Here is a 7,872-nt window from a genome sequence, read left to right as displayed (position 1 = left end):
CGAAACCTGGATCGAGACACAGCTTGTGCCGACACTGTCGCCCGGCGATGTCGTCATTCTCGACAATGTCGGTTTCCACAAAAGTGAACGAGCAGAACAGTTGGTCAAGGCCAAGGGAGCGTGGCTGCTCTTCCTGCCGCCCTATTCGCCGGACCTGAACCCCATCGAAATGGCGTTCTCAAAGCTCAAGGCGCTCTTACGAAAGCGAGCCGCCAGAAGCTTCGACGCGCTTGCCCAAGCCCTCGGTGACATCATCAGCCTCTTCTCCGTCACCGAATGCCGAAACTTCTTCAAAGCCGCAGGATATGAGGCTGAATAAATGCGACATGCTTTAGCCCGCCGTGAGAAACGCATCGCGTCTTTGGCTGCCAAGCTCGGTAATGCATTAGCCGTGCCTTGTGATGTCACGCGTCCCGATCAAGTTCATCACGCTGTGCAGTCGGCCATCAAGCACTTCGGGCGGATCGACGCGCTGGTAAACAATGCCGGGCAAGGTCTGCATGGTGAAATCGAAGACATTGGTATCGATGACTTTCGAGAACTGCTGGACCTCAATCTCGTCGCCCCGCTGGTCCTCATGCAGGCGGTCATCCCCATCATGCATCAGCAGGGGGCAGGCAGCATCGTCAATGTCAGCTCGGGTGCAACCCTTGCGACCTATCCCGGCTCTGCAGCCTATACAAGTTCCAAGTCCGGCCTGAACATGCTCTCAAGCGTGGCACGCTTGGAACTGGCTGCTGCCGGCATCGCGGTCTCGCTCATCCACCCTTTCGTCACTGCGACCGAATTCTACGGCGCGGTTAAATCGGGCGCAGAAACTGCCAGGGCGCAAGAGGCTGACATGGTCTCATTTGCCCACAAGCCCGAATTGGTCGCTCAGACGATCCTTGATCTGATCAGGACGGGCGCTGCCCAAGCCGATCTGGCCCCCGCCGCGTTCGGCGGCAGCTTCAAATCTTGAGGAGCCACTCTTCGTCGGCTGCGGTCGCGGAGTTACACTTGACCTTCTACGGTAGCGGTGCCCCTCTCTTGCGCTCGTTTCCAATGCTTCTGATCTGGCCGCAAGCCGTCACGGCATGAGAGCAATCCTCTCAGCACGATATACCGTCAAGCACGATGGTCAGACGTGGTTCTTAGACTGTGGTCCGATTCGCTCACGCTGGGAAAACCGCTGGCGATATCGGCAAGCGTCACGCCCGCGAACCGCCTGCGCAGCAGCTCCTCGGCTTCGTTGAAGACGTCCGTCAACGTGCCGTTGACCGCCTGCTCGATCGGACATCCCGGCATGTCGTACGCGGGACCAACCGCGAAGATGGACGGTTCCCCGACGGCTCGGTAGATATCGAGAAGTGTCAGTTTCTCAAGGGGGCGAGCCAATGTCCAGCCGCCACCATGCCCTTTCACGGAGCTGACATAGCCTTCGTCGCGCAATCCCGCCATGGTCCGCCGGATGACGACAGGGTTGGCGTCGAGCATCTTCGCGATCATCTCGGACGTCATCGCTCCGTCATGCCGACCCATATGGATCAGCACATGCAGCATGCGCGATAATCGGCCGTCCTGCCTCATCCTCTACTCCCCATTGCGCTTTCCTCAGTGATACTAGCACCACGCGCCATCAAGAAACAATCAAAGTGTCATGAAGCTTGACGGGGGATTTCACGATACTTATGGTGTTGCGAGATTGAGAGGAAATTCCATGAGCCATGTCAATTACGACGTCATCATCATTGGAGGGAGCTACGCCGGGCTTTCGGCCGCGCTTCAACTCGGGCGGGCTCGCCAGAAGGTTCTAATCGTTGACGAAGGCCTCCGGCGTAATCGCTTCGCATCCCACTCGCATGGCTTCCTGACTCAAGACCATGTTGATCCCGCCGAAATCGCAGCGGAAGCCCGTGCTCAGGTGATGGAATACAGGACGGTGGAATGGGTTTCGGGTCGTGCAGACAGCGCACAGCGACACATTGAGGTGGGCTCCGGAGACCCGTCATTTGAGGTGGGGGTGAGAGAGACCATTTACCATTCGCGCCGGCTGATCCTGGCGCTGGGCGTCCGTGACATCCTGCCCGACATCGATGGATTGAAGGAGCGTTGGGGCAAAAGCGTATTCCACTGCCCTTACTGCCATGGCTACGAGCTACACCAAGGCAAGATTGGCGTCATCGCCGGCTCACCGCTCTCGATGCACCATGCGCTCATGCTCCCGGACTGGGGCCCGACAAGCCTGCTCCTCAACCAGGCATTCGAGCCGGACACAGATCAGCTTCACGCCCTCGCAGTGCGTGGCGTCGTCATCGAGCACTCGCCTGTCATGGCCATTCGCAATCACGCTGATGTGCAGCTTGCTGATGGGCGGACCCTATGTTTTTCTGGCTTGTTCGCGCTGGCTCCCTTCGAGCTGTCCACCTCGATTGCGCAGCAGCTCGGCCTCGATATGGAACAGGGTCCTCTCGGCTCAACGATCAAGACTGACGCAATGAAGGAAACCAGTATGCCTGGCGTTTTTACCTGCGGGGATGCGGCACGCCCCATGGCCTCTGTCGCCCTGGCCGTTGGCGATGGAGCCTTGGCAGGGGTAGGTGCGCACAGATCATTGATGCTCGGAACTGCTGCTCGTGCGTAAGTTCGTAGGATGTCAGATCGACTGCATGGCTGGGTTTGGCTCCAAGACCTTCTCTTGGCAGCGCGCGATCATTCAGTTGCCTGACATTATGATGCTGAGCGCTGCGTTTACCCGGGTCGCGCGTTTGCAGAGAACGGAAAAGTCGTGGATGCAGATGCAAAAAGGCCGGATCGCTCCGGCCTTTTCCATAGACGAAAACGTGGTTTACAGTGTCCTGCGAGGATAGCGCGCGCGTTCCTGCTCGATATCCACCGAGCCGTATGGAGCAGCCGTGTCGTCGAACCTCGTCCAGCCCTGGGCATGGTAAGCAGCGCGACGTTCAACCGGATCCACCCAATTGGACTTTTTCAGGATCGCTTCCGCTTCCATCTGCATCTCGTCGTCGACCTTCGCCGTCACCAGCGTGCCGCCTCGGCGAACCCCCTCGGCGTAGACATGCGCGTGATCTTCATCAACGCCCGACGATGTCAAAGCACCAACAATACCGCCTGCTGCGCCACCGGCCGCGGCACCTGCAACCGCCCCAAGAGCAGTCGCTGCGAGCCAACCGGCTGCAACGACCGGACCAACGCCGGGAATGGCCATGATGCCAAGGCCAGTCAGCAGGCCACCGGCGCCGCCCACGACGGCTCCGATGCCAGCGCCGGTGCCCGCCCCCTCAGCAGCATTGCTTTCATGTGGGCCATCCTTGTGGCGGCCATCGGCATTGTTGGAGACGACACTGATGTCGTCTGAATGAATGCCACGCGCTTCAAGCGAGTTTACGGCGGCCTTCGCATCGCTATAGTCGTCGAACAGTCCTGTGACGGTCTTCATGATGATACCTTTTGGCGGGAGAGCGCGTATTATTTGGAGACGACGTTGCCCTGATAATCCATGGAAACCGCAGTCGGTTTCCCGTCCTTCATGGCCTTCGCCTGCCAGATGCCCTTATCGTCGAGCATCAAGCCATCAAGCTGCGTGTAACCTGCGGCTTCGATGCGCTCCTTGGCCTGAGTCTCGGTGAACGAATTTGCCCCTTCGACAGGTGCCGTCGGATTGCTGGAGTCGGGCGTTGCGACGGCAGGCGTGTCACCATTTGCCGAGGGTGCGGGTGTTGTCTGGGCGTTTACGCCGAACGCCGAGGCAGCGAGAATAGCTGTGGCGAGCACGATTTTTTTCATCGGGGTTCCTCCATTGCAGACCCATATCTGGATCTCGGCTCATTAAGCTTCAGCCAATCAGAATGTTCCGCAGAACCATAATGATTTCGCCACCTTAAAGCTTGCGCCGGCGATCGTTTGGCAACGTCGTCTTATCAGTGGGCAACTCGACGAGTTTGCTTAAACACGGAGCCACTCCGTCGGCTCCGGAATTTTTAGACTTTGGAATTGGCCTAATGGACTGCGTTCGTCTAGCCCGGGCGATACAGCAGGATCTTGTTGAGAGAGGTGCATCTGAGCATCAGCAACCGTCTTATGCAGCTGTAAGGACCCATGGGGATGGTGACGCGCGTGGGCACTTGCTGGGGCGCCGCATATCGGCTGGATGACACGTTAGTAAAAAGCGTCGCATGTTCCGCGGCGGAGCGATGCGGAAAAAGTGGACGGGTCGGGCACTCGGTCTCCAAGCACATGACTCTGGATCATTGACGGCGGCAAAGGAGATCCAACTGGCGCTCTCGAACCAGCCCTTCCCGACTTCGGATCAGGTCGGTCATCAGTCGTAGCGCCGGGTGGTTTTGCCGCCGGCTGGGATAGTACATGTGGAAGCCTGCGCCTGTGGACGACCAGTCAGGCATGATCACCTCCAAACGGCCATCCCGCAGTTCGGGCTCCACGCGTCGCCGCAAGACATTGGCTAGTCCCAGGCCGTCAACGGCGGCATCTATGGTGGTCTGTGTGTCGCTGATCGTACAGGTGCCGGGTACGTCGATGCGCACCATGGCGTCGCCATTGCCGAGCTCCCATCGGAAATGCGAGTTGTCGCCCAAGAGCAGGCGCAAACAGGAATGCGTCGTCAGATCGCGGGGCTCTCGCGGCCGGCCACGCGTGTCGAGATATTTTGGCGCGCCGACGACAACCCATTCCAAGGGGGCTGTGAGGGCAATCGCCACCATGTCTTCCGGAACGGTGTCTCCATATCGTATGCCGGCATCGAACCCCTCGGCCACCATATCGACGGGACGGTTCTCGACGACGACCGTCAACCGCATGTCAGGAAAGCGCTCCTGAAAAGTGGCGAGCACCGGGCTCACCAAAAGGCGGCTCGCGTCCGCCGGGATGTTGAGGCGAAGTTCCCCGAACGCACCGGAGCTGATGTCATCGATCTCCGACAGTGCCGAGCCGATTTCCTCGAACCCAACCTCCAGGCGCGCGGCAAACCGCAGCCCTGCGGCAGTCGGCGGGACGCTGCGGCTTGTGCGATTGAGCAGCTTTGCCCCCAGACGCTCCTCCAGCCGACGGATCGCATGGCTCAAGGCGGAGGTGGTAAGTCCCAATTCGATCGCCGCCGCCTTGAAGCTGCGGCGACGCACGACGACGGAGAAGGCCGCCAGATCGGGCAGCTCAGATCTCAGGAATGGCGGCATGACATGAGCCTCCTTCATCACATCGTTGAATGGGATGCAACCGTAGACGCTTGCTTCTGTGCACTCAACGCATAGTTTCCTGCCAAACGAACCGTGCGAAAGAAGATCTCATGTGGGATGCACTCAAGATCCCTGACCTAGCCGATAGGGCCATTCTCGTGACCGGGGCTTCCACCGGCATCGGCGCCGTGGTGGCCACGGCCTTTGCCGCGCAGCGGGCAAGGGTCGCCGTGCACTTCAACCAGAGCGCCGCTGCCGCCGAGGTCGTTGTCGAAAACATCCGGCAGGCCGGGGGCGAGGCAATTCTGGTTCAGGGCGACATGTCCCAGCCGGGTGAGAGCGAACGCGTGGTCGAAGCTGCGGCGGGAAAGCTCGGCGGGCTTGACGGCCTCGTCAACAACGCCGGTGGCATGCTGGGCCGGGTGCCGTCCTTGGAGGTGGACGACGCGCATTATGCCCGCGTCATGGACCTTAATGCGCGCTCTGTGCTCGCCGCAACGCGCGCCGCCGTTCCGTTTTTGAAGCGACGCGGTGGCTTCGTGATCAATACGACTTCGATCGCGGCACGCAACGGCGGCGGCAATGGTGCCATCCTCTATGCGGCTGCCAAGGGCTTCGTGTCGACGATCACACGCGGCCATGCAAAAGAGTTTGTCGGCGAGGGTATTCGGGTCAACGCCGTTGCACCCGGCATCATCGCAACGCCCTTTCATGAGCGCTACACCAGTCCCGAAATGGTCGAGGCCCAGCGGCAAAGCGTTCCCATGGGGCGTGTCGGCACATCGGACGAATGCGTCGGCGCCTACCTCTTCCTCGCCTCGCCCCTTCTGTCCGGCTACATCACCGGCCAGATCCTTGAGGTGAATGGCGGACAACTCATGCCCTGACGCCAGCCTTCGGCAGCTTGGTCTTGGCAGTTCGGCATCGTCCGATCCATCACCGCGCGCTGCTGAACAAGCCGCCCTTGTCAGGCCCATTCAACGGAGCATCGTCATGACCATCACGACACGGCGTCTCGGCCGCACCAACTGGAACGTCTCGGAAATCGGTTTCGGCGCCTGGGCCATCGGCGGCTCGTGGGGGGATGTGGACGAGGCCGACGCCCGCGCCAGCGTCCACGCCGCCCTCGACGCTGGCATGACGTTCATCGACACGGCGGACGTGTATGGTGACGGCCGCTCGGAGCGCATCATCCGCGACGTGCTGAAGGAGCGCGGGGGGCAAAGGCCGGTCGTTGCCACGAAGGCCGGTCGTCGCCTCAGCCCGCATTCTGCGGATGGATATACCAGAGCGAACCTCGAAGCCTTTATCGATCGGAGCCTCGCGAACCTCGGCGTCGACGCGCTCGATCTCGTCCAGCTCCACTGCCCGCCGACCGACGTCTATTATCGTCCAGAAGTCTTCGGTGCGATGGACGATCTGGTCGCGGCGGGCAAAATCCGCTTCTATGGCGTATCGGTGGAGAAGGTGGAGGAGGCTCTCAAGGCGATCGTCTTCCCGAACGTCTCGACCGTCCAGATCATCTTCAACATGTTCCGCCATCGTCCCGCCGACCTGTTCTTCCCCGAAGCGGCGCGGCGCGATGTCGGCGTCATCGTCCGCGTTCCCCTGGCAAGCGGCATGCTCACGGGCAAGATGGGCAGGAACACGACCTTCGCCGCAGACGACCATCGCAATTTCAATCGCCATGGCGATGCGTTCGACGTCGGCGAGACCTTTTCCGGCGTGCCCTTCGAGGTCGCGCTCGACGCAGTCGAGGAATTGCGGGCGCTCATCCCTGGCGATGCTTCGCTGGCGCAGTTCGCGCTGCGGTGGATCTTGATGGAGGACGCTGTTTCCGTCGTCATCCCCGGCGCGAAAAGCCGCGACCAGGCAATCGCCAATGCGGGCGCGAGCGCTGTGCCACCGATCCCGGCCAACGTCATGGACCAGGTACGGACGCTCTATCGCGACCGCATCGCGCCGCATGTCCACCAGCGTTGGTAGGGTCTGCTTGCGAGAGGCTGATGACGTCCTGAAGAGCGGCCGGGTGCCTCGTAGCGAGGCACGTTAACAACACGGCTATTTTAGCCGCTGCGTTGGGCTTCCTAGAGCTCATCCAACGGCGTAGTGCTGGCGCCTGAGGAACAGGAGGGCTGTTCATCGGCGTCATCTCGACTTGCCCTGACCGTGCCCCCACGTGTTATCCGGCTTTTATTTAGCCTGAGCGGTGTCGGTTTCTGCATTCTGAGCAATAGCGGCGGGGCTTGAGCTTGCGAACCTGCCTGGCATAAGTCCTTCACCTGCGGCGGTGCCTGTTTGACTATTTCTCAAGACGATCTTGACTGCCAGTCGAGAATGCTAGGTCCTGTTGACAAAGTATGGCAGCCATATCTTAGCGGCAGCCAGGGCGAGAAATGCTGAGAAGGATTTTCGGGTCTTGTCGTATCGGGTCGCAACGCGACGGAACTGCTTGAGGCGGTTGAACATCCGCTCAATGCGGTTTCGATCCTTGTATGCCCGGAAGTCACAGGCAGGCGGGTTCTTCCGGTTGGCCTTCGGCGGAATGACTGGCCTGATCCCATGGATCAGGAGTTCCTCGCGCAGGAAATCACCGTCATATCCTTTGTCGGCGAGGAACAGTCTCGGCTTGCCGACAGGTATCGCCAGCAGGTCCGGAACGGCGTTGTAGTGCGAAGCC

10 protein-coding genes are annotated in these 7,872 nt (G+C 60.3%); 5 read left to right on the top strand and 5 right to left on the bottom strand.

Going from position 1 to position 7,872, the window contains the following annotated elements:
* Both BMX61_RS23985 and BMX61_RS23980 read left to right on the top strand, forming a co-directional pair.
* On the top strand, positions 1 to 319 hold a 319-nt coding region (locus BMX61_RS23985; RefSeq protein ID WP_139198954.1), incomplete at its 5' end, for a transposase.
* Positions 320 to 961 carry an SDR family oxidoreductase gene (locus BMX61_RS23980; RefSeq protein WP_075625328.1) on the top strand — a complete coding sequence of 214 codons (642 nt, stop codon included), beginning with the start codon at positions 320 to 322 and terminating at the stop codon, positions 959 to 961. It abuts the gene before it with no gap.
* Positions 962 to 1,107: 146 nt separating this feature from the next.
* On the opposite strand, the gene BMX61_RS23975 is transcribed toward BMX61_RS23980, so the two are convergent.
* Entirely contained in the window at positions 1,108 to 1,569 is a 462-nt protein-coding gene (locus BMX61_RS23975; protein WP_075625327.1) for an Rrf2 family transcriptional regulator, read from the bottom strand.
* Positions 1,570 to 1,699: 130 nt separating this feature from the next.
* On the opposite strand from BMX61_RS23975, the gene BMX61_RS23970 reads away from it, so the two are divergent.
* Entirely contained in the window at positions 1,700 to 2,623 is a 924-nt protein-coding gene (locus BMX61_RS23970; protein WP_075625326.1) for an NAD(P)/FAD-dependent oxidoreductase, read from the top strand.
* A 204-nt stretch (positions 2,624 to 2,827) separates the two neighbouring features.
* Here BMX61_RS23970 and BMX61_RS23960 read toward each other — a convergent pair whose 3' ends face one another.
* The 3 genes from BMX61_RS23960 to BMX61_RS23950 all read right to left on the bottom strand — a co-directional run bounded on the left by BMX61_RS23960 (position 2,828) and on the right by BMX61_RS23950 (position 5,192).
* A complete protein-coding gene (locus BMX61_RS23960; protein WP_075625324.1) occupies positions 2,828 to 3,439 on the bottom strand; it encodes a general stress protein in 612 nt (203 codons plus the stop codon).
* Between the two features lie 29 nt (positions 3,440 to 3,468).
* Positions 3,469 to 3,786 carry a PepSY domain-containing protein gene (locus BMX61_RS23955; RefSeq protein WP_075625323.1) on the bottom strand — a complete coding sequence of 106 codons (318 nt, stop codon included), beginning with the start codon at positions 3,784 to 3,786 and terminating at the stop codon, positions 3,469 to 3,471.
* A 461-nt stretch (positions 3,787 to 4,247) separates the two neighbouring features.
* Positions 4,248 to 5,192 carry a LysR substrate-binding domain-containing protein gene (locus BMX61_RS23950; protein ID WP_075625322.1) on the bottom strand — a complete coding sequence of 315 codons (945 nt, stop codon included), beginning with the start codon at positions 5,190 to 5,192 and terminating at the stop codon, positions 4,248 to 4,250.
* Positions 5,193 to 5,302: 110 nt separating this feature from the next.
* On the opposite strand from BMX61_RS23950, the gene BMX61_RS23945 reads away from it, so the two are divergent.
* Together BMX61_RS23945 and BMX61_RS23940 are read left to right on the top strand one after the other, a co-directional pair.
* Positions 5,303 to 6,079, top strand: a complete 777-nt coding sequence (locus tag BMX61_RS23945) for an SDR family NAD(P)-dependent oxidoreductase (protein ID WP_075625321.1) — start codon at positions 5,303 to 5,305, stop codon at positions 6,077 to 6,079.
* Positions 6,080 to 6,185: 106 nt separating this feature from the next.
* Positions 6,186 to 7,178: an aldo/keto reductase gene (locus BMX61_RS23940; protein WP_075625320.1), complete on the top strand. Its 993-nt coding sequence runs from the start codon at positions 6,186 to 6,188 to the stop codon at positions 7,176 to 7,178.
* Positions 7,179 to 7,532: 354 nt separating this feature from the next.
* Here BMX61_RS23940 and BMX61_RS23935 read toward each other — a convergent pair.
* The coding region (locus BMX61_RS23935; protein ID WP_139199006.1) for a transposase at positions 7,533 to 7,872 on the bottom strand (340 nt) is incomplete at its 5' end.

Source organism: Xaviernesmea oryzae, assembly GCF_900109605.1.
GTDB classification, from domain to species: Bacteria; Pseudomonadota; Alphaproteobacteria; order Rhizobiales; family Rhizobiaceae; genus Xaviernesmea; species Xaviernesmea oryzae.
This window is presented reverse-complemented; position numbering and strand designations above follow the sequence as displayed.

What these genes read in the sequence shown, in the direction of transcription:
- BMX61_RS23975 (WP_075625327.1), bottom strand. Translation starts at nt 1,569, where the DNA reads ATGAGGCAGGACGGCCGATTATCGCGCATGCTGCATGTGCTGATCCAT.
- BMX61_RS23950 (WP_075625322.1), bottom strand. Translation starts at nt 5,192, where the DNA reads ATGCCGCCATTCCTGAGATCTGAGCTGCCCGATCTGGCGGCCTTCTCC.
- BMX61_RS23970 (WP_075625326.1), top strand. Translation starts at nt 1,700, where the DNA reads ATGAGCCATGTCAATTACGACGTCATCATCATTGGAGGGAGCTACGCC.
- BMX61_RS23940 (WP_075625320.1), top strand. Translation starts at nt 6,186, where the DNA reads ATGACCATCACGACACGGCGTCTCGGCCGCACCAACTGGAACGTCTCG.
- BMX61_RS23945 (WP_075625321.1), top strand. Translation starts at nt 5,303, where the DNA reads ATGTGGGATGCACTCAAGATCCCTGACCTAGCCGATAGGGCCATTCTC.
- BMX61_RS23955 (WP_075625323.1), bottom strand. Translation starts at nt 3,786, where the DNA reads ATGAAAAAAATCGTGCTCGCCACAGCTATTCTCGCTGCCTCGGCGTTC.
- BMX61_RS23960 (WP_075625324.1), bottom strand. Translation starts at nt 3,439, where the DNA reads ATGAAGACCGTCACAGGACTGTTCGACGACTATAGCGATGCGAAGGCC.
- BMX61_RS23980 (WP_075625328.1), top strand. Translation starts at nt 320, where the DNA reads ATGCGACATGCTTTAGCCCGCCGTGAGAAACGCATCGCGTCTTTGGCT.